This window comes from Halomonas marinisediminis, from assembly GCF_004347715.1.
Lineage (GTDB): Bacteria > Pseudomonadota > Gammaproteobacteria > Pseudomonadales > Halomonadaceae > Halomonas > Halomonas icarae.
Window position 1 is genome coordinate 1 of the sequence record NZ_SLTR01000710.1, and the last position, 233, is coordinate 233.

Here is a 233-nt window from a genome sequence, read left to right on the forward strand (position 1 = left end):
GCCGTCATTCCGCGCGACCGCCCCCCTGACCCCGATCCCCAGCGCTTCGCGCTCCGCGGCCACCAGCTCGCCTCTGTCCGGCTCCCAGTCGTCGTTCTTGTAGAAGATCGCCACGGATTTGTAGCCCTGGTCCGCGGCCACCTTGGCGCCCATGGCCGCCTGCACGCCCGACGTGGCAAAGGTGCGGAACCACAGCCCCTCGGTCTTGCCCTCGGCGGCGAGTTGGGTGAAGG

1 protein-coding gene is annotated in these 233 nt (G+C 70.0%); it reads right to left on the reverse strand.

Features of this window, described 5'->3' with window-relative positions:
* Positions 1-233: hypothetical protein (locus E0702_RS18310; protein WP_205742145.1), on the reverse strand; the 233-nt coding region annotated here is incomplete at both ends.